The following is a 19,716-nucleotide window of genomic DNA, read 5'->3' as shown; positions in this document are numbered from 1 at the left end:
TAAAAAGAAAAAGAATTTACATGTTGCACTTCAAAGACAAAAGACTAGTCCTCTTCGGAAAACATATCAAAACCCTGCGTGAAGCAAAAGGATTGACCATAAACGATGTTGCCGAAAATTCTTCCCTCATCAAAAAAGACCTTCTGTTGATAGAGGAAGGCAGCAAGAATTTCGGCTTTACAACCTTGTTGCAGCTCGCAAAAGGACTGGGTGTGCATCCTTCAGCCTTGCTTGATTTGGATTTGGAAAAATAATCCTAATAGTCAGACCCAAAGTAAATTAAACTTACAGTACATAAAGAATCATCAATCCGTTTTTTTTATTAAATTTGGCAATAACCAAATTCAATATGAATAAAAACTACATTTTTATTGTTCTTTTCTTCGTGCTCTCCTCATTTCAATTGGTTTTTTCGCAAAACACAACCTGGTACGTTTCCCAAGACGGATCCGGCAACGGGAGCAGTTGGTCACTAGCCTCAAACAACATCCAAAACATCCTCAACAATGCACAACCCGGCGATCAGGTCTGGGTCAAGCAGGGCAGTTATCAAAACGCCGTAGGTGTTGCCTTTTCGCTAAAGGAAGGTATTGCCCTCTATGGAGGTTTTCCCCTCACGGACAATCCGGTCTTCAATGACCGAAATCCCCAAGCTCATGAAACCATTCTTCGAGGCAACCAGAGTAGGGTGGTAGAAGCCTACGGAACATGGGAACCGATGACCGCCGCCACCATCTTGGACGGTTTTACCATTAGGCAAGGCTACAGCGCCGGAGGTGCCGGAATCCACATGACCAATTGCAACGCCACGTTCAGAAATTTAAAAGTAACCCTCAACACCTCAAATGTAGGACTGGGGGCCGGAATCTTGATGAGCTATTCAGATGCTACCCTTATTCAGGTCTTGGTGGTCAACAACACATCCATCCTCACATCCGGATTCGATGGCGACACAGGCGGTATCAGGATCAACGGCGGCACACCTAAATTCTACAACTGCGTGATTGCCAACAACCATGCCGAGGGAGCCACAGGCGGAATAAGCGTTACCAATACCAACTGCTATTTCTACAACTGCATCGTCTATGGCAATACAACCGATTATGTATCGCCAGATGTATACATGAGTCCCAATTTCAATTCAGGAACCAATGGCGTTGCCTATTCGTCCCATTCAATTCTGCAAGACAGTCGAGGGAGCGAGCACATTTTTCAAGTACCTCAATTCATGCTCTACGGTATCGACATGGGCGGTAACTACGATGTAGATCCTATGTTCAATGCCGATTATTCGATGCAGAATCCAATAGCCATCAACAAAGGAAACACTCAGGCCTACCTTGCCGCAACCAACAATACCACCAAGGATTATTTCAACAACAATAGAATAGTGGACGCTATCGACATAGGTCTTTCAGAACACCAAACCGTACAGTCGGAAATCTTGTATGTAAGGGAAAACGCCACAGGAACCGGCTCTTCATGGGCAGATGCCTCCGGCGATTTGCAACTGATGATGGACAACCAATTCAAAGGAAGGTCGGTATGGGTGGCAGAGGGAACCTATTTTGCCAACAGTCCCTACTTTAGGCTCCGCGACAGCATCAAGGTCTATGGAGGCTTTCCGGCAAATGGAAATCCTACCCTTAACGATTGTAATGTCGAACTGCATCCCACTAAAATGACGTCTTCCTACGATGCGGTTATAGGTAATTTTCATCCTGCCAGCAAAAAGCTTTCGTCCCAGACCCTTCTGGACGGGATCATCATCACCAAGCATCCCAACTCACAAACCTACATGTACGGCCTTTTCGAGAGCAACTCTGATGCCGTTTACCAAAACTGCACCTTTACGGACCTTACCTTTGGTGCGGCAGATATCAGAAACACTTCCCAGAATACCTTCCTCGATTGCAATTTCACAAATAACACTGCCGTCAATGACGACGTGGTTACGGTCAATGTACATACGGGAGGAGAAGCTACCTTTCTGCGCTGTAATTTCATCAACAACTATGCGTTTCAATCCGCCGCAATACAGGTGATATCCAACGGCAAGGTATGGGCAGACGAATGCCTTTTTGCCAACAACGCCAATCAGCAACAAACCGGTAATGGGAAGGTCTTCAATGTAGTGGACTCACGAGCTACCATAACCAATTCAATTTTCGAATCCAACGGTACCAGTGCCGTGGGAGGAAACATTATCTGGTTGCTGGGTGTTGCCAATCCGAACAATCCAGCCGATACCCATCCACTCAACGTAACCATCGACCGCTGTATTTTCAGGGACAACTTCAATTCGGCCGTGTTGTTCCAAGCAAGGCCGGGCGACCAGGTTTCCATCAGCAATTCCCTGTTCTATAAAAATGCAGGAAGTGTTGGAGCAGGATTCCGTAAGATACTTTTCGGAGACAGCTACATTACCAATTGTACGTTTACCGAAAACCATGCCTACAACCAGTGGGGAGGAGGACTTTTCTACGGAAGCGACGGAGGCGGTACCAATCATATCCGCAACTCCATCATCCACAACAATACTTCAGTTTTCACCGAATCCGGCAATATATGGCTCTTCCAGCCGGTTTCGTTTCAGAATACACTGATTCCAAACAGCGGTGGCAGTACTAATTGGAACCCAAGCGCCTTCAATTATTTCGATTCCCCGCCGATGGGGACCAACTTGGGCGGAAACATCGATACCAACCCGCTTTTCGCCAATGCAACTGCCGAGGACTACCACCTCCTAGAAGCAAGTCCAGCCATAAACGCAGGAACCAATGCCGTGTACAATGCAGGAGCAATGCCTGACCTTACCGCAATGGTGCTGGATCTGGAAGGCAACGACAGAATCAAAGACAATACGGTGGACATCGGAGCCTATGAGTTCGATCCACTGCTGCATACCACACCCATAGAAAATACCAGCAGTGTTGGCCTATATCCAAATCCTACGGAGGGAATGGTGCACATTGTTTCGGAGGAGGCAATGGTAAGGGAAGTAAAAATCTATTCCATCCTAGGAAAGGAAGTGATGACCGTGCAGGACAAGAAGGTAGATGCCTCCCTGCTTGCGGACGGCATTTACATCGTAAAGGTGCTGTTGCAGAATAATAAGAGCTATTCTACCAAACTGATAAAAAAATAGGCATTCCATATCACAGTGAGGTTGCACCCCAACAACTCACTTTCTAAAGAAGCGTTGCATAAGCAGCGCTTTTTTTTGCCGATACGGTTGCAATGCAACGCCTGTGCGGTTTGCGATGCCGCTATTACAGCACCGTCAAATAAGGTTTTCCTTTGCCGATCTGTTGGATAAAATGGAGGATCTTCTGATAATTCATCCAGGTGGTGCTAAAGTTAAACAAGGTATAGAACGTTCGTTCCTCACGGTTGATGTCGGCCGCATAGTGTTGCTCCAAGCTCGAAACGAAACCTTGCATTTCGATTTCCTCGGAAGGTGTGAGTGTCTTGTTGATTTTAAAGGTAACTTTCATAGCACGTGCAATCGAGGGTTAATGACTCTAAGGTACTGCATCACACTGCAATATGTGTTATAAGTTTTAGGGTTTAGTTTATGGATTAGCACGTAAGAAGCAACAGTACAGACGTTACAGTGCGACGTCTCCAGCTGATCAACCGCAACATGTGTTGCCTATCCAATAATAAATACATCCACGAGGGTTAAAATAGCATGCTAATCTATTTGGAGTTCTTCAGATTAAAAACAGTAAGGTCATAGTAGGTCTTTTTTCCTCCTTTTTGAAGATAGTTCATGTAATCTTGATAAAGTTTCAGATACTTGTGATAATACTTCAAAGAATAGTCATCCTTATCGTAATAGGCTTTAAAATCGGTAGTCAAATTCAAAAACCTCTTTCTGGATTTTTCGTCTCCATTAACGGCACAAGTAAATAGTCGCTTCATCGTCGTCGAAATCATATAATGATCCGTTCGGGCAGCCTCTTTTTCATATTCGGTGTTAGTCAAAGCAAATGCTTTTGATGGTTGGAGGGGTGGCTTAAAGATAAGGGCGGGAGCAGAGTAGGATATAGTACCATTATTCGCGTAGATAGTTTGACTGTAGGTCTGCAATTCAAGATCGATCCATTTGCCGCTGGTCGCATCATATACATCGATTGGGAAGCGATAATCGATGATAATCTTTTTGTCCCTATAGGATAAGATGCGGGAGTCGTACAGTTGTTTAAAGGACGCTTCACGGACACAATCATAGATACTCCCTTCAAAACCATGGTATTCGCTTTGAAGATATTCAAGCCATGTCATAGCATCCCTTCCGCTTCCAGCGACATAATTGGTGCCAACTTTACAGACAACTATACTGTCACCAATTGCGGTAATGGGTAATTTTTCAATCATTTCTTGGTCCGTAAGCCGACAGCCACAACTGTTTTCTGGAAGTAGAGCAACTTTATTTTCAGGTACCTTTTTTGTACAGTTTACAAGAAGCAAAAGGAGTAGGTATTTTAAGTATCTCATGATGATAGGTGAGTTTATTTAGTTATAAAACGATTAGTATGAATATAGTATAAAATCGGATTATTTTAGTTCACTACTGAAAAAGGCCTAGCGATAGGCTAGTTGTTGTTAACCATCCCCAAAAGAAAATTATTCTCCCATACAGAAGTTGCCTGCAATGTCTCATCCCTATCTTGACTTTAATATAGTGAAGACACTTTAGAAAGAAAAATTCTACTCATTCATCTTACTGTATACCTTTTTCATCATCATCTCTTTTACTAGATCACCAAAAGATTTGTCTTCAAGTATTTTCTCAAAGATTTCTTGATTTTGATCCATTCGTTCAATAAGTTTTGTTACAAATAAGTCTTCAAAAGCATATTTAAAAGTATCTATCTTATTAACTTTTGCTTGAACCTGTAAAGTTTCATCTAACAATAATTCAGCTTCTATTTGGTCAAAAAATAATTTATCAGCTTCTTCAAACTCAGTTCCGAAACGGTCGTTAAGAATTGTTATAATTTCCGACAACAAAGCTTCCTCTTCTTTTTCTTTTTTTAAACCTGCTTCGGTGGTACCGCTCAATTCTCCATCTTCACCTTTGATTAAATCAATTGAACCTTCTTTTATTTTTTGAAGTCTATAATACTCTAAAGCAATTTCATCGCCTAGCTCTAAACTTTCTGTCAAATCTCTTTTGGGCAAACGGATTTGTAATAGTTTCGCATAAGCATAGAATTTCTCAAAATCTTGGTCTGTAAATGGCATAATCTGTGAAAGAAAAGCGTAAAGATTTGTCCAAGAACGTAATCCTTTTTTGAATTCATCTTTCTTATCTTCTTCTTTTATTTTTTTAAACCTTTCTATAGCTGGATCGGTAAAACTGTATAAATATTTTTGCTCTTTGGCATTATTTATTTTTGTTGTAGGATTGAAATAAACATTAGCAAATGCGTTTACTTCATTTTCCCAATACACTAAAAATTGATCTAATCTCGTTTTTAAATCATATAAATGGTTTACATCTGTTTTCTCTGTAACCGATGTTATTTCATAGTAAGGCTGGAACGAATCTAAAATTGTTTGTCTTTCATTAGCAAAATCTAATACAAATGTATCTTCTTTACCAGGACAGGTTCTGTTTAGTCTTGATAATGTTTGTACTGCTTTTACTCCAGATAGCTTTTTATCTACATACATAGTATGTAGTAATGGTTGGTCAAAACCAGTTTGGTATTTATCCGCCACGATAAGTATTTTGTAATCATCTTTATCAAAAACTTCCGGCAACTCTCTTTCTCCATAACCAGTTAATTCTGGTTCTGAAACACCGTCTGGAAAATTAGTATCTATGACTTTTCCCGAGAACGCTACTAATACTTTAATTTCGTTTTCATACCCTTTTTCTTTGATGTAATTATCGAATTCTTCAAAGTATCTTTTAGCGTGTAATCTTGAACCACATACTAACATTGCTTTTGCTTTTCCTCCTATTTTCTTTGCTACTACTTGTCGGAAATGCTCAATTATTACTTCGGTTTTTTGAGCCAAATTATATGGATGTAATGAAACATATTTACCAATAGCTTTAGATGCTTTTTTGCGATTAAGTTTTGGATCTTCTTCTATTGCTTTGGTTAATTTGAAATATAATTCATATGTTGTGTAATTGTTTAGTACATCTAAAATAAATCCTTCTTCAATGGCTTGACGCATTGCATACAAATGGAATGGATGCGGTTTGCCGTCTGAATCTTTATAACCAAACACTTGAAGCGTTTTGTATTTAGGCGTTGCTGTAAAGGCAAAAAATGAAATGTTAGTTTGTTTACCTCTTGATAAAGCCGATTTTTCTACTTGTTCTCTAATGTAGTCATCTGCTGTATATTCATCTTCCTCTTCTTTTTCGGCATCTTCAAATGACTTTAATGCTAATACTTCTTTTAATTTTTTACTGGCTTCGCCACCTTGTGAGCTATGTGCTTCGTCAATAATTACCGCATATTTTCTGTCGGGCAACTCATTTACCTTATCGATTATATATGGAAATTTTTGCAATGTTGTAATAATGATATTTGTGCCATAACCAATTGCACTTGCCAGCTGGGAACTGTCTTTGTCAATTTTTTGTACCACTCCTGTTTTATGCTCAAATTGGTAAATGGTATTTTGTAATTGTTGGTCTAACACTTTTCTATCGGTAACTACAATAACACTATCAAATATTCTTTGATCAGTATCGTTATGCAAACTTGACAATCGATAAGCCAACCATGCTATGGAATTACTTTTACCTGAACCGGCTGAATGTTGAATTAGATAATTTTTACCTGCTCCGTTTACTATTGCATCCGCTCCAATTTTTCTAACTGCGTCTAATTGATGGAAGCGTGGAAAAATAAGTTTTTCTTTTTTGAATATTTTCCCTTCCATTTCAATTTCTTCGGTTTGAAGATGTACAAAACTTTGAATGATTTCCAGCCAACTGTCTTTAGCTAAAATATCTTCCCATAAATACTGTGTTTTATATCCTTCTTTGTTTGGAGGATTTCCTTTGCCTCTGTTGTAGCCTTTGTTGAATGGTAGCCAATAGGTCTTGATACCATCCAATTTTGAAGTCATAAAAACCTCATCTTGGTCAACCGCAAAATGTATTAAAGTTCTTTTTTTGAACGCAAATAGTAATTCTCTATTATCTCTAGTTGTGCTGTATTGTTTTAAAGCATTCGTTACATTTTGACCCGTGAATTGATTTTTCAATTCTAAAGTAGCAACTGGTATTCCATTTAATGAAATTACCAAATCCACAGAATTAGTATTTTGTTTACTGAAATAAACTTGACGATGGACTTTTAATTCGTTTTTGGCATATAATGCTAAAGCATCAGGATTTAAACCAGAAACAGGTTTAAAAAATGCCATTTGAAAACGGACACCGTAATCTGTAAAACCATTTCGTAATACATCTAAGCTACCTCTTAAATCGAGTTCTTTATAAAGTCGTTGTAAAACTCTGTTTTCAACATCTTTTTCGTGAATGGCTTTGATTTTCTCCCATTTGTTTGGTTGTGAACTTTGTAGAAAATCAATAATATCTCTTCTAAAGAAACCTAAATCTATAGTATATTCACTGCCACTCCCTAATGTATAACCACCTTTTTCGATAAGTGATTGCACTATTGCTGTTTCAAACGTATTTTCGGTTGTGATGCTCATATTAGCAGAATTATTGTTGTGTAATCATAGTCTTGTTGTCAGTAAATTGAAAATAAATTGTATTTGATTTACTTTTCATACTGAATTCTTTTGTTCTATTATTTTTTAAATCTTGTAAATTTTCTATAAAAGCATCTTGAATATATTTATGTAAATAACCTATTGTAAAATCAATTCCATGTAAATTGTAAATGGAAATTTGTTTCTCACTTATTACTAATACTTTATCCTTGTGACCTTCTTCAATCAAAAAATTAAACTCTTTCTTGTTTTTATTTTTAAATGTCATTCCGTTGAATTCTTCTTCCAAAATGATTTTATCAATGTAAGCTTCAATAAATCTGGCTATTTTGTGATTATAATCATTTAAGTCAATAGCGCTAAATCTTACATTGAAATAACGTTCTATTTTTTTTAATTTTTCAAAATACTTGAGTAGTAATTTAGCGTCAAAAGCATCATCATCATTTATAATAAATCTATTATCATATCTGTAAAAGAGCTTATTATTTTTAATTAAATCAAATTTTATATTTGAAACAATCCTTGAGAGCATATTATAAAAATTTAATCCATTTTTAACGGAACTAATATTTTCGTTTGAAATGATTTCAATTTTAAATGTGCTCATTTTAGAATCGAGTTCGAATTTTATTTTCACTAATAATGTGAAATCTAAAAGCATTATTTTCAAATATGCCTCATCTTGTTTTGGTGATGCAACAAATATATTGATCTCAATTTTTTCTAATTCAAAACCATCTTCAAAAACTATTTCAAAATCACCATGAATTGCAGGAACTTTTTTCAGCTCAATTTTTTTTATATCATCTTCGCTTTTTAACCTAATTCCATTCATAAAGAGACTATATTCTTTTATTAAATGCCCCTCTAAAACAACATCTTCAAAATTTTTACCATAAATTGAGTCTAGAATTTCATCTTTTTTGCCTTCAGGGAATTCAACTTTAAATTTTACTTCATTGTGGTTTTCTCCTTTAAGTGCTTTGGCGTTATTAATTGTTATGGCGTTATTAAATTGTCCTATTTCTATTGATAGATTATTTGATTTCGCAAAATTGAAAGCTGTATCAGCTGAACCTATACCTTTATTTAATCCTGGTAAATAATTGAATTTTAAATCCTCATCAATTTCTTTGAATAAGTCTTCTGCCTTAGCTTGAATATATTCTATTCCTTTTTGTTGAAGAAATTTTAATTTGGCCGGTTGGATACTTGGTGCCACAAAAAACATTTCCTTACGGTGGTCACCTAATTCATCTAGGATTTTACCAATAGTAATCAATACATTACTATCTTCTAAAGCATATCCAATAAAAATGATATGGTTTTCAACTAACTTAGTTTTAATTGTATTCCAGAAAATTGATTTTTCACTATCCTTAATAAAATAATTATTGTAATCAGAATTTGTTAGGATAATATTTGAAGTATCTGATAAATCGCCATGAATTTTAAATAAACATTGTTTTTTTTGATTGATAGTAACACAATCGGTGCTTTTTCGAATTACCTCTATGTCTTTGTTTGTTGTTTCAAAAAGCGTATCATAATTTGTGGTTATGATGGTTTTTATTTGAGGAATTTTTGCTAAAAGTTGGTGTGTTTCTATTGAAGTAGGCTCTTTCTGAAATTCATTTTTAAGAGTTTCAATTAAATAATTTTTATTTCCACCTTTAAGATAATATATATCCTCAGCTAATTTTGGTAAGTTGGGTGTAAAATCTAATTGTTTTTGTAAATCATTGGTTAAATTATTGAATAGAATTTCTGCTAATTTTGCACCAGATGGATACCCTGCATACAAAGACATACCCGCACCTACAAATAAGGCAGCTTCTTCTTTTCTAATTAGTTCAAAAATTCTTTGTTTACTCATTCTTTAAAACTTTAAATTGACTCAATACTATTTTGACTTTCTAAAAATTGTCTGTATGCCACTTCTTTGAATATTAATTTAAGTTTGTGTTTTTCTTTTTCAGAAATTACGTTTTTTAATCGTCCCGAATCTGGATAACATTCAAAAATGAAATCTGTATCAGCACCATAAATTTCTTCACTAATTAAATTTAAATTTTCTGGTATATCTAACTCAAGTAATTCAAGTGTATCAGGATTGAAATAGCGTACCAATGGTTTATTTATTTCATTATATTCTCTTCCTTGAAAGCAAGGTTTTCCTTTACTTGATTCCCAGTATATTCCAAAAAATTCTGACCTATTGGATTTGTAAATTTTAGCAATTTGTAAACTTCCATCCACTGTTCTAATGCTTTTATCTAGTGACATATCTCGCAATACTTTTAATGGCTCCATATCGAGTTTACTATCAAAAGTATCATCATCTAAAAAGATTTTTTTTATTCTTTCTTTTGCCTCTGTTTCGATTTCTTTTTCTGGGTCTCCAAGAAATGTATAAAATTTAGTTTTGGTATCATCATTTGTTAACTCATCAAACAAAAAGCCCTCTATTTCCTCTGAATAATACAATTTCCAAACTCTAAAACTACCTTTTGTCCAATCCCAACCACCAAATAAAAACTTTACACCGCTTCGTAACTCATGAATGTTTTCTCCAGCAATTTCAGAAATAATTCTCTTCAATAAGTCTGAAAATAACTCCGATATGTATAATAATACATCCTCTAATTTTGATGATGGAGATTCAAGAAATTTATCTAAATGTATAGATGAAGTTAAGTTTAAAACTAAGGGATAAGCTCTACTTGTACTACCAGCAAAACATAAAAGACAATCTTTACGTGGTAACTCAAACAACTTAATACCTTGCTTCCATTTTTCTCCACCGGTTAAACAACTGTCAGTTGCAAAAACTAATTCTTCGGTGTCATTTGCTTGTCTTATATAGGCTGTACAAAGAGTCATAAATTAATGTGTTAAATTGTATTTAATTCCTTCCAGTTCAAATTCTAGTTCTCTGCTACTATTGTCAAAAGTCATATACACATAAGAACTCCATACAGGCCGATAATACCCATTAGCTTTAAAAACATCTGAATGGATAATATAACTTTCATCCTCTAAATATTCTTTACATTCTATTTCAAATATTCCATTATAATTTTGTCTAGAATCATAAACTTTTAATACTAGTTCAATTTGATGATTAATTTTATTGAAACCAGCACTTCTTAAAAAAGCTTGAACTGCAATAAATGATTCTTTAATTTTCTCGGTTCTTAATAATTCACCCATCTATTACTTTTATTTTACCTGTCACCACTTCGCTTATTAATGCGAACCGATATTCAGCTAATAATTTTATTAATTTTTTTGTTTTATTAATTTTTAAATCTATAAAACCGCAATTTTCCTCAATAAAAGAAACTATTTCTAATTGTTCTTCGATTGGTAATAATGGGATTTTAATGCTTCCAATCATTTCTAAATTTATTCCATCCCTATTATCTCCACCACCAAGATTACGTATATTTTGGTAATTTGCTTTAAGATAATATAGTAAGAATTTATTGTAAATTTTTTTATTCGGCACAATAACACCTAATGATTGATTACAAGTACAATCAAACATTACCTGTGCTACCATTCCTTTTGTTTTACCTTGTCCAGCAAGAGCAATGACAATTGATTCGTTTGGAATCCATTTTGCACTTGAATTCTTGAATCCTTCTTCAGATATATATTCAGAAACTTCAGTTATGAAAAACTGATTAACAGTACCAGAATTTAACCATGGAATTGTGCCATTAGTCCAAAATTCCGTATTATTTTTTGATGGAGTACCGCCAGAATAGATGTTCGCAACCCATTTAAGGCTAACAGTTTGCCAATGTGTTGGAATTTCGCCTAGCCATTCATTTTCTGATTTTTTTAATTTCGTCTTTTTAATACCTTTCGTAACTGCATTAATAATTATTGCAATTTTTTCTTCTTCATAATTAAAAATTAATAGTTTTTTTTCATCAATAAGCTGATCGATTTCCGTAGTTTTTCTATCAAGATAAACTGCTATTTCAGTTTGTTCATCTAAATCGCTAGGGATTGCAAAAGGGATTTTATTTAATATCTCTTGAGACATACTTGGAACAGCAGACCCATACTTATATAACTCAAAATTTATTGTGTTACACAAATGATAAAAATATCTTGGATTTGTAGAAGGAAAAATATCAGTGTAATATGCAGTATCAACTGACCAAAATGGAGCTTCCATATACTGAGGTTTATCGATAGTTCCTTTTCTACCAAGAATTACAGAAGGACCTTGATGAAGATAACTATTTGTATATCCAAAAGTTCCTCCAGTTCCTATAATTGGAAATTGACCATTCGCATCCCAAACATTTTTATGGTCTTGACCATTGCAAATTTTGGCAAGTCTTTTCAAAACTTTAACTTCCCAATGCTCTGGAATCTCTCCAATCCATTCGATGTTAGAAGGTTTGTATTTTGGGTATTTTTTCATTTTTTCCAAATTTGCTCTGCAATCTTAAATAAGTTTTCTGCTCTTTTATCTATTTCAGATTCTTGCCAATTTTCTATTGCTAAATAGTCTGTAGTTTGTTTCAAAGTAGAATAATCTTTAAGCTTTGCTCTTTTTTTACTCCAACTAGAATCTCTTAAAGCACTATTCAATTTGCCTTGTATTAAAGTTAGATTACCTAATGTTAATAGCTTACCGCTTCTAACTTCTTTAGTAATTCCATCGGGTAATATTTTCCAGTTTTTAACCCAATTTTTCGGCATCATATGTTCAACGCTAAATCCGCTAAAGTTTAATTTTCTGTTATCAACATAGGCATGATTTAGTTCATATAGAGCAATACAATAAAGAACTTCTCTGCTATATTTATTTATAAGGTATTTGCTATAAAAAGCATCTTTGAATTCCTTATCAGATGGAAATTTATTGGTTACATCTGAATAATTATTTAATTTAGCTAATAGATTTTCAGCTGTTATGATTTCCATTTTTTTAACTTCACTCAAGATTGAAATGAATAAGTTATTGTAGTTTTTGGTAGTCAATTTACAAATGGTTCTTCTTGATATATATGATTCTAATACTTTAAGAATTTTTATTCTTTCATCAAGATTGGTAACTTCTTTGTAAATCATCAATACTAGTGGAAAAATGGTATTAACATCAAATTCTCTGATGACATGGAAAAATCTTTTTTCGTGTTGGTCAAAGCTAATTTCTGCTAAATTTTCTCCGTCTGGCATTTCTTCATAAACCTTTGCATATTCGTTAATATCCTTTGCAAAAGCTATTTTTTGTTCGGCAGTTTTATCTTTTAGGTAGTTTTTAAATTCTTTGAACAAAGTATCTAATTTAACATTTGCCTCTTTTTTAATGACTAAGTAACTGTAAAGAAAAAGTTCTACCGTGGTTCGTCTAATTCTTCCAGATGTTTTTTCTTGGTTCCAAAAATCAATGGCATCTTCATCTGTTTCAAAAACAGATTGCCAGTAAGTTTCATAATAAGCTCTAAGTTCTTGCTCTGAAAATAAATAATTTTTAAGTAATTCGGCAGTTGTTAGTTTTACACCTAATGAATTGATAGTATCAAATATTTGCTGCACATCATCATCAGCATTTAAAGCCATATGAATTACAGGTAACTTTTCGATAACTACATTGATGTATTTTCTAAGATCATCTAGGTTGCATTCGGTTTCAACTTTATGTCTGTAATAAATATAACCTCCAACAATTCTGTTTTCATTTTCTAATTTTTTCTCTACCTCTTCAAGTTTTAAACCTTTAAACTTATTCCACAATTCCTCATTATTATTTTTGTCTTGGATAATAGATTGAAAATATTCGCTGTCTACTTTACTGTGTTGAATTCTAATTTTTTCGTTTCCATAGGAATCTTCAAAAGTTAAAAATTTGTTTATCCATGTCTTAGCACTATCTTCGGGTGTAGCATCGTGAAAAGCTTTTAATAACAAACTAATAGTTGTCATCCGTTGTTGACCATCAATTAACTCATACTCTGTGGCACCAACCTGAGAGGAAAGCATTTGCTTAATAATTATTGTACCTATAAAATGTTCACTTTTAAGGTTATTGTTAACCACCATTTCTTCATATTCTTCAATGATGTTTTCCCATAATTCTGACCAATTATCTACTTTCCAAACATAACTTCTTTGAAAAAAAGGTATTATATATTGGCTTGAACCGTTTAAAAAGGATAGTAGTTTTTCTTTGCTTGCACTTAGCATATCTGTATTTTATTAATTTAGTATTGTTTTTTCTGCCTCAACCGTTTTTTCTTCCAAAGCCAAAATATTAGCTTTGATTTCCGCTAATGGACGTAAAGGTTTGAATTCGTAGAAATATTTTGTAAAGTTGATTTCGTACCCTGTTTTGGTTTTACTATCGTCAACCCATGCCTTTGGTAGATGTGGTTTTACTTCGGATTTAAAATATTCTTTTATTGTTTGTGGTACTAATTTACCTTCGCTATTCTTTTTCAAAAACGGAATGTTTTCATAATCTCGCATTGTTGAATCTGGTTTTGGGTTGCCCGAACGATCAGGAACTACTTTTCCGTTTTCTAGTAAAGGTTGTTCAACTGTTATTCTCCAATAGCCAAAAAACTCATTTGGATAGATTTTACTGAATTCGTTTTCTTCAAAATTGCCGTATAATTGGGTTATAAAACTGATTCCTTTAGTTGTTCCATTTTCGGGAATTTCTTTTCGTTTGTTGCCTAGACTTTTGTCTTTTTTATTCCAAAATCGATTGAATTCTAATTTACCATCCTTGAGTAATTCTTCGTCTTTTACTCCTGTAGCGTTAATTAATTGAATTTTCCCTTTTCTTACTTTGCTTTTATGATTGGTTACAATCCAGATGTAAGTTGATATTCCTGTGTTATAAAATAATTGGTCAGGCATAGCAATTACAGCTTCTAACCAATCGTTTTCGATTATCCAACGGCGAATGTTACTTTCTCCACTTTCAGCTGAACCTGTAAATAATGGCGAACCATTAAAGACAACTGCTATTCTTGTTCCGTCAGGTTTCATTTTAGACATCATGTGTTGCAAGAATAATAATGAACCGTCATTAATTCGCGGTAAACCAGCACCAAAACGACCTAACATTCCTTTTTTATCTGCTTCAGCTTTAATAATTTTTTCAGCTTTCTTCCAATCTACACCAAAAGGAGGATTAGATAACATATAATCGAATTTGTCAAACTCTAGACCATCAACTGTAAATGTATTTCCGAATTTAATATTGGAAGGATTTTGCCCTTTTATCAACATGTCAGATTTGCAAATAGCATATGACTCCGGATTGATTTCTTGTCCAAAAACTTTGAGTTCTGCTTTTGGGTTTAAATCATTCAGATAGGTTTCTGCAATTGAAAGCATTCCGCCAGTTCCACATGCTGGATCGTAAAGTGTTTTTACAATTCCTTCTTGTGTTAAAATACTTTTATCTTCGTTGAATAAAAGATTTACCATTAATTTAATTACTTCACGAGGTGTGAAGTGTTCTCCAGCAGTTTCGTTAGATTGTTCTGCAAATTTTCTGATTAGTTCTTCAAATACATATCCCATTTCCATAGAATCCATATCGGATAAATCTATTTCTTGGAATTTTTTTATCACTCTAAATAGAATGTCTGCTTTTGGATCATCCATTCTATCAATTTGGTCATCAAAAGTGAAGTACTCAATTATTTCTCTTGCACTGGTAGAAAAACAGCTAATATAGTTTCTTAAATTGACAGCAACATTATTTGAATCGGCAATTAGTTTATCAAAATTGAATCGACTCTTGTTGTGAAAATTAAAACCTGCTACTTTATTTAGAGCAATATCTTTGGCACTTTCTTTTAGTGAATCTACTTTTGGCAAATAAGCTAATACTTTATTCTTTGTTGGTTCTAAAACGCAATCTAATCTTCTAATTACAGTAAGCGGCAATATCACTTTTCCATAATCGGATTGTTTATAATCGCCACGGAGCAGGTCCGCTACTTTCCAGATTAAATCTGCTTTATCTTTGAAATTTTTCATTAATTGTTGTTTTCAAATTTATTTTTTGGTTGTTTTCAAATTTATTATAATAAACTGATTTTGCAACTTAAAAGCGGTAGATATTTATATCCGATTTCCCCACAATTATAAATCCCTCAAATCACTAATTTTAAGGTTTTCCACATTCTAAAAAAAAACAGTTGGTACGCATAACAATAACCAGAAGTTCCCTCAATGACAAAAAAACTAGTCAGCCAGCACAGCGATGCGCAGAGAATAGGCAAATTGTTGACGCGTTCAGCAATAATCACTTCAATGGATCACGTGATTTCTCTTGAACGGCCCCAAATAGCAAGAAGAAAAACAGGAAGAAGGAATGCCGGGAAATGCAAGACTAAAATAAGGGTATAGCTATAATAGGATTTATTCAATAACCTGTATAGTTATTTTAGGACGGGTCAAAGTAAATGATACTCCATGGATACTCCATAGATACTTCATGGATAGTCCATGGATAGTCCATAGTTATAGTACTAAATTAATTTGCAGCAAACTAAAAAAGAGAGCAATCAAATCAGCAGAAAAAATAAGAAATCGTAGAAAATAAAATGAAAAATAAAAACAACAGCGCATCCCTAAAATGCAACTCTAAATCGTAGAGTATTACATTTTATTATCCTTTCCCAATTTAGTATCCAACAGACCATGAAGGCGCTCCTTGTCCTTCCTTAGGTCCTCCAGCTGGTCTTTCAACACTTGGATCAGGTCTTTTTCAGCTTCGGATTGGGGGTAGTCCTGTTTAGGTTCCTTAATGATGTGCGGTGGCGTTTTCAGGAACATTTGGCCCCTGCCTGTTAAAATCCAGTTGACATCTACATCAAAATTCATCGCAAAAACAGCCAAATCCTCAATACCAATGCTCATTCGGTTGTGCAGAATTTCTGAAAACTTGCTGGGTGTGATCTGCATCTTTTGTGCAATACTGCCCTTGCTTTCTGTTTTAAGCTCCGCCACAAGGTAGTTGATGCATGCTATAAAGCGGTTGTTTATCTGAACTCTATCCGTCATAATTATTTTATTTCAAATATTCTGAATTAAATTTCTTTATTTCAGAAAATATGTATTCCTTTGTATGGATCAACGTTTGCAATTTAACTGTATGCTCGTGCCGACCAAACGGAACGAATATAGTAAAAAAAATTAAAACGGGTAACAGAGGCGTTTTTGGATCAAAGTGGTTGGAAGAATTATCGTTGAAGCTTTCAATTAATGGGTAGCACGAGGGATGAGGTGCGGGGAGGAAGACGTTCCAAACTGCAGGTAAAGTCATCCTACTTCATAAGGCAAGCTTATATCTTGATGTTTCACTTTAAATGGATCCAACTATATGTACCACCACTTTCTGCTTTACAACAACCATCCGCAACAGCAACTGCTCGAAAAGTCCGTAGGACTGCTGTTGCTTCTTTCCGCATTTTTCCACTTTCATTCCGCCACCCTGCTTTACTGTGAATGGAGGATAGGGAACACCTTCGCCGTCTCAACAACTAAATCCGTATCGTATGAAATCTAAAAGGATATCTTTTAAAACTAGATTCTGGGCAGGATTCACGACAAAGAATCCCTTCGAGGCATTTGACGCCCTTTTCGACTTTGCCCACCTTGACTATTATAAGCAGCACCTGAGCCAAGTCGTCCTCCACTGCTATAAGCGAAAAGTCTACAAGCAGGAAAGCCCTTCCAATGTTTTTATCTTTTATACTGCCATCGGCTCTTTTCTCAAAGTATGTTACTGCCTCAGAAAAAAAGGTAAAAAATGGAACGTGAAAGCGGCAACCCGCGCTGAGACTGTATTTCATCTTTCTTCGTTAACGAAAGAAGAATACGACAACCCTTTCTTGGTGCTCCAAAATGCATTTAAAGAAAGAACACTGCAGGAGTTTGAATCCTTCTTGTCGGAAATCATTGAATTTTCATTGTCTCCCTATTATGGAGATTCTGACTCAGACCTGACGACACCCTACATCCATCTGATCAAGATGCTGGACGCGGCAGAACTGATTAGGACTAGGGGCGTTGAGAAGAGAAAGAAAGCGCCATCTGAAAATGCTCAACTCAATGAGGGTGGGGACTAGGCTACTTGGATGCTAATGGAGCATACATCATGAAAAGGTCTTGTTTGTGCTGATAAGCCCTCCTTACTAACCCTATGTTTATTTCAACCATTAAACTAAAAAATAACAAATATGAAAAATCTTAAAAAAAGTACGTTTCCGTTGTTGCAAAACGACTATTTGGAAAATATCCTGCGTCAGTTGGTGTGCCAGTATGCGGTATGCCGGATCTTTTATACCCCTCAAGATGCTGGCTTGTCCTATCTTGTTGTGGAATTGGAATGGCAACAGGACCTTGAACCGTTGCAGTTGCGTCCATGGTTGCAAAAGGCGCTTTCCGCGCATCGTACGGCGGTCTCCTTTGTTTCTTCGAGCCAGCTGCACCACCGTTCTAAATTGGGACATCCCTTTATAGCATGTTATTGCGCCGCCGCCGCCTTGGTGTACCCAGATGCGGTGTCTTTCCCTCAAATGCAAACCGACAGGAGCTGGAAGCAGTATAAAAAGAAGTACCGCACTTTCTCGGAGCAGTTCTACCACGACCGTGACCTCCAGCAGTCGCAACTGCGCCACCTTATAGCGGAAAATGCAGGCAACAGTATTTTTACTTCCTATGCGCGGCTGTTCGAATACGATCTGCGGTATCTGGAGGAACTGTATTGCGGAAGGGCTGTCAACTCAAGCAGTTTGGAAGCACGAATAAACAAGCTGGCGGCCTATGTTCCCGCTGTCCAAAAGTTTTTTGTCAGCGGCAAGGGCAACGGCTATTACTTAACAGAAGTCTTTGAAAAAGTAAAGGATCTGGAGGGTGACGAACCTTACTATCATGAGGAACTTCATGAAGCGATGGCGGTTGTAGCAGACAGCCTGTACGGTCTGATTGTGGAGCGCCATCGTACCTTAAAACAATTGATCAAAAAAGCATGGGACAAGCCAGCGCTGCCAGTGGTGGAGGAAGTGCGCCGCCATGCGGGCACGGGCCTAACCGACGAAACCATGGACATCATCCTCCGGCTTAAGACAGTCGAGCAGCTGTACTTCTACCATCAAGTCACGTATGGATCCAAGACCACTTTCTATCTATTGATTGTTGGAAGGGGCATCAGCAACGAACAGTTGGAGAGGACAACGCAATCACTAAGGAGCAGGATGGGGGACCGTCATGAATTTGTCTTAATCGGCCATGACCGCTATTGGATCCAATCAAACCTCTATGCCTTCCAGCACTTTTTTGCCTCCGTTATGCAAGCCCCCTTTTTGATTTATTCTTCGAGCGCCTACCACCCCGACCTGCATTGGGAGGTACCGTATCAACCCTGCCACGCGGATCTGTATTTTTACTACCGGCCGGCCAAGGACAGTGCAGCGCAGTTTAAAACAATTGCCGACCATCCTGCTGGAAACTATCAGGGGCTCGATGCTGTTTTTGCATTGTTTTTCCAGTCGTTCTGCCGCACCTATATTTTTGTGAAGATCTATTATGTGCCCCATTATCTTACGAGTGAGGCGTTATGGAATTTGTGCCTCTATGCCGATGACAAGCTGCGGGACTACCAATACCTCATCGACACATTCTGGACGGATTTCTTTCCGTATGTGGATGTACATAGGATGGTGCGTCCGAAATTGACGGTGCTTGATGGGGAGAAGGTCCAGCAGATGCATGTACTTGTGGGGCTGTTAATGGAACGCTTGCATCAGGAAGTGGTCGGGAAGGGATTGCTAAAAGAGTAAAGAAAAGATGAAGTTAGATGAGACAAAGAGAAGCAGGAAGTAGTGCCAAGCCCTCCTTTCAAGGCATCCCATTCAAACTAATGCCTTTTGCCTCTTCCATAAAAAGACTTTCGTCTATTTAAAACGTCGTTTATCTATTGCTGCTGTTTTTAGTAGT

Annotated in this window: 14 protein-coding genes; 4 read left to right on the top strand and 10 right to left on the bottom strand. The window is 36.1% G+C overall.

Translation table 11 applies throughout. The features are described 5' to 3' along the window. Positions 1-20: 20 nt before the first annotated feature. On the top strand, positions 21-254 hold the full coding sequence (locus tag ACI6PS_RS06065; RefSeq protein ID WP_421011654.1) for a helix-turn-helix domain-containing protein: 234 nt from the start codon (positions 21-23) through the stop codon (positions 252-254). A 95-nt stretch (positions 255-349) separates the two neighbouring features. Then, complete coding sequence (locus ACI6PS_RS06060) at positions 350-3,148, top strand: T9SS type A sorting domain-containing protein (protein ID WP_421011653.1); 2,799 nt, start codon at positions 350-352, stop codon at positions 3,146-3,148. Positions 3,149-3,272: 124 nt separating this feature from the next. Here ACI6PS_RS06060 and ACI6PS_RS06055 read toward each other — a convergent pair whose 3' ends face one another. The 10 genes from ACI6PS_RS06055 to ACI6PS_RS06010 form a co-directional block, all read right to left on the bottom strand. Then, positions 3,273-3,497, bottom strand: coding sequence for a hypothetical protein (locus ACI6PS_RS06055; protein WP_421011652.1), 225 nt, complete (start codon positions 3,495-3,497; stop codon positions 3,273-3,275). A 205-nt stretch (positions 3,498-3,702) separates the two neighbouring features. Then, complete coding sequence (locus ACI6PS_RS06050) at positions 3,703-4,503, bottom strand: hypothetical protein (RefSeq protein ID WP_421011651.1); 801 nt, start codon at positions 4,501-4,503, stop codon at positions 3,703-3,705. Between the two features lie 213 nt (positions 4,504-4,716). Continuing rightward, a complete protein-coding gene (locus ACI6PS_RS06045; RefSeq protein ID WP_421011650.1) occupies positions 4,717-7,701 on the bottom strand; it encodes a type I restriction endonuclease subunit R in 2,985 nt (994 codons plus the stop codon). 10 nt (positions 7,702-7,711) lie between these two features. After that, a complete protein-coding gene (locus ACI6PS_RS06040; RefSeq protein ID WP_421011649.1) occupies positions 7,712-9,601 on the bottom strand; it encodes an SIR2 family protein in 1,890 nt (629 codons plus the stop codon). A gap of 11 nt (positions 9,602-9,612) precedes the next feature. Then, positions 9,613-10,608: a hypothetical protein gene (locus ACI6PS_RS06035; RefSeq protein WP_421011648.1), complete on the bottom strand. Its 996-nt coding sequence runs from the start codon at positions 10,606-10,608 to the stop codon at positions 9,613-9,615. Positions 10,609-10,611: 3 nt separating this feature from the next. After that, positions 10,612-10,938, bottom strand: coding sequence for a hypothetical protein (locus ACI6PS_RS06030; protein WP_421011647.1), 327 nt, complete (start codon positions 10,936-10,938; stop codon positions 10,612-10,614). After that, positions 10,931-12,169, bottom strand: a complete 1,239-nt coding sequence (locus ACI6PS_RS06025; RefSeq protein WP_421011646.1) for a restriction endonuclease subunit S — start codon at positions 12,167-12,169, stop codon at positions 10,931-10,933. Before ACI6PS_RS06025 ends, ACI6PS_RS06030 begins: the two co-directional genes overlap by 8 nt. After that, positions 12,166-13,938, bottom strand: a complete 1,773-nt coding sequence (locus ACI6PS_RS06020; protein WP_421011645.1) for a DUF262 domain-containing protein — start codon at positions 13,936-13,938, stop codon at positions 12,166-12,168. Before ACI6PS_RS06020 ends, ACI6PS_RS06025 begins: the two co-directional genes overlap by 4 nt. A 12-nt stretch (positions 13,939-13,950) precedes the next feature. Next, a complete protein-coding gene (locus ACI6PS_RS06015; protein WP_421011644.1) occupies positions 13,951-15,750 on the bottom strand; it encodes a type I restriction-modification system subunit M in 1,800 nt (599 codons plus the stop codon). Between the two features lie 624 nt (positions 15,751-16,374). Continuing rightward, entirely contained in the window at positions 16,375-16,779 is a 405-nt protein-coding gene (locus ACI6PS_RS06010) for a hypothetical protein (RefSeq protein WP_421011643.1), read from the bottom strand. Positions 16,780-17,273: 494 nt separating this feature from the next. On the opposite strand from ACI6PS_RS06010, the gene ACI6PS_RS06005 reads away from it, so the two are divergent. Further along, the gene (locus ACI6PS_RS06005) at positions 17,274-17,846 is read left to right on the top strand and encodes a hypothetical protein (RefSeq protein ID WP_421011642.1); all 573 of its coding nucleotides are present in this window, start codon (positions 17,274-17,276) and stop codon (positions 17,844-17,846) included. 111 nt (positions 17,847-17,957) lie between these two features. Continuing rightward, positions 17,958-19,559, top strand: a complete 1,602-nt coding sequence (locus ACI6PS_RS06000) for a hypothetical protein (RefSeq protein ID WP_421011641.1) — start codon at positions 17,958-17,960, stop codon at positions 19,557-19,559. Positions 19,560-19,716: the final 157 nt, after the last annotated feature.

It is taken from the genome of Flavobacterium sp. PLA-1-15 (assembly GCF_049060005.1).
GTDB lineage: Bacteria > Bacteroidota > Bacteroidia > Flavobacteriales > Flavobacteriaceae > Flavobacterium.
Note: the sequence above shows the minus strand (reverse complement) of the source record. Positions and strands in the feature narration are given on the sequence as shown.

Excerpts from the sequence above, each read along its gene's own strand:
- ACI6PS_RS06020 (WP_421011645.1), bottom strand. The coding sequence starts at position 13,938 with ATGCTAAGTGCAAGCAAAGAAAAACTACTATCCTTTTTAAACGGTTCA.
- ACI6PS_RS06005 (WP_421011642.1), top strand. The coding sequence starts at position 17,274 with ATGAAATCTAAAAGGATATCTTTTAAAACTAGATTCTGGGCAGGATTC.
- ACI6PS_RS06050 (WP_421011651.1), bottom strand. The coding sequence starts at position 4,503 with ATGAGATACTTAAAATACCTACTCCTTTTGCTTCTTGTAAACTGTACA.
- ACI6PS_RS06040 (WP_421011649.1), bottom strand. The coding sequence starts at position 9,601 with ATGAGTAAACAAAGAATTTTTGAACTAATTAGAAAAGAAGAAGCTGCC.
- ACI6PS_RS06065 (WP_421011654.1), top strand. The coding sequence starts at position 21 with ATGTTGCACTTCAAAGACAAAAGACTAGTCCTCTTCGGAAAACATATC.
- ACI6PS_RS06030 (WP_421011647.1), bottom strand. The coding sequence starts at position 10,938 with ATGGGTGAATTATTAAGAACCGAGAAAATTAAAGAATCATTTATTGCA.
- ACI6PS_RS06025 (WP_421011646.1), bottom strand. The coding sequence starts at position 12,169 with ATGAAAAAATACCCAAAATACAAACCTTCTAACATCGAATGGATTGGA.
- ACI6PS_RS06060 (WP_421011653.1), top strand. The coding sequence starts at position 350 with ATGAATAAAAACTACATTTTTATTGTTCTTTTCTTCGTGCTCTCCTCA.
- ACI6PS_RS06015 (WP_421011644.1), bottom strand. The coding sequence starts at position 15,750 with ATGAAAAATTTCAAAGATAAAGCAGATTTAATCTGGAAAGTAGCGGAC.
- ACI6PS_RS06045 (WP_421011650.1), bottom strand. The coding sequence starts at position 7,701 with ATGAGCATCACAACCGAAAATACGTTTGAAACAGCAATAGTGCAATCA.
- ACI6PS_RS06000 (WP_421011641.1), top strand. The coding sequence starts at position 17,958 with ATGAAAAATCTTAAAAAAAGTACGTTTCCGTTGTTGCAAAACGACTAT.
- ACI6PS_RS06010 (WP_421011643.1), bottom strand. The coding sequence starts at position 16,779 with ATGACGGATAGAGTTCAGATAAACAACCGCTTTATAGCATGCATCAAC.
- ACI6PS_RS06035 (WP_421011648.1), bottom strand. The coding sequence starts at position 10,608 with ATGACTCTTTGTACAGCCTATATAAGACAAGCAAATGACACCGAAGAA.
- ACI6PS_RS06055 (WP_421011652.1), bottom strand. The coding sequence starts at position 3,497 with ATGAAAGTTACCTTTAAAATCAACAAGACACTCACACCTTCCGAGGAA.